We start from the raw sequence: 265 nt of genomic DNA on the forward strand, positions 1-265 counted from the left end.
TCTTGAAGGTGACGCCGCCCTCGGCCAGGCGCCGGGTGCGGCGCTCGACGACATCCTTTTCCAGCTTGAAACCGGGAATGCCGTAGATCAGCAGGCCGCCGGCCCGGTCATGACGGTCATAGACCACCACCTCGTGGCCCTGCTCGCGCAGCAGCTCGGCGGCGGCGAGACCGGCGGGGCCCGCCCCGATGATTCCAACCGATTGACCGGTAGCGGGACCAGCGACCAGCGGCTTGACCCAGCCCATCTCCCAGGCCTTGTCGGT

At 68.7% G+C, this 265-nt stretch carries 1 protein-coding gene; it reads right to left on the bottom strand.

The window, feature by feature from the left end; all coding sequences use genetic code 11:
- Positions 1 to 265 (bottom strand): NAD(P)-binding protein (locus tag ACK4S7_RS13305; protein ID WP_409647773.1); only part of this gene is annotated, 265 nt, incomplete at both ends.

Origin of the sequence: Sphingorhabdus sp., from assembly GCF_046292425.1 — a bacterium.
Taxonomy (GTDB): Bacteria; Pseudomonadota; Alphaproteobacteria; order Sphingomonadales; family Sphingomonadaceae; genus Sphingorhabdus_B.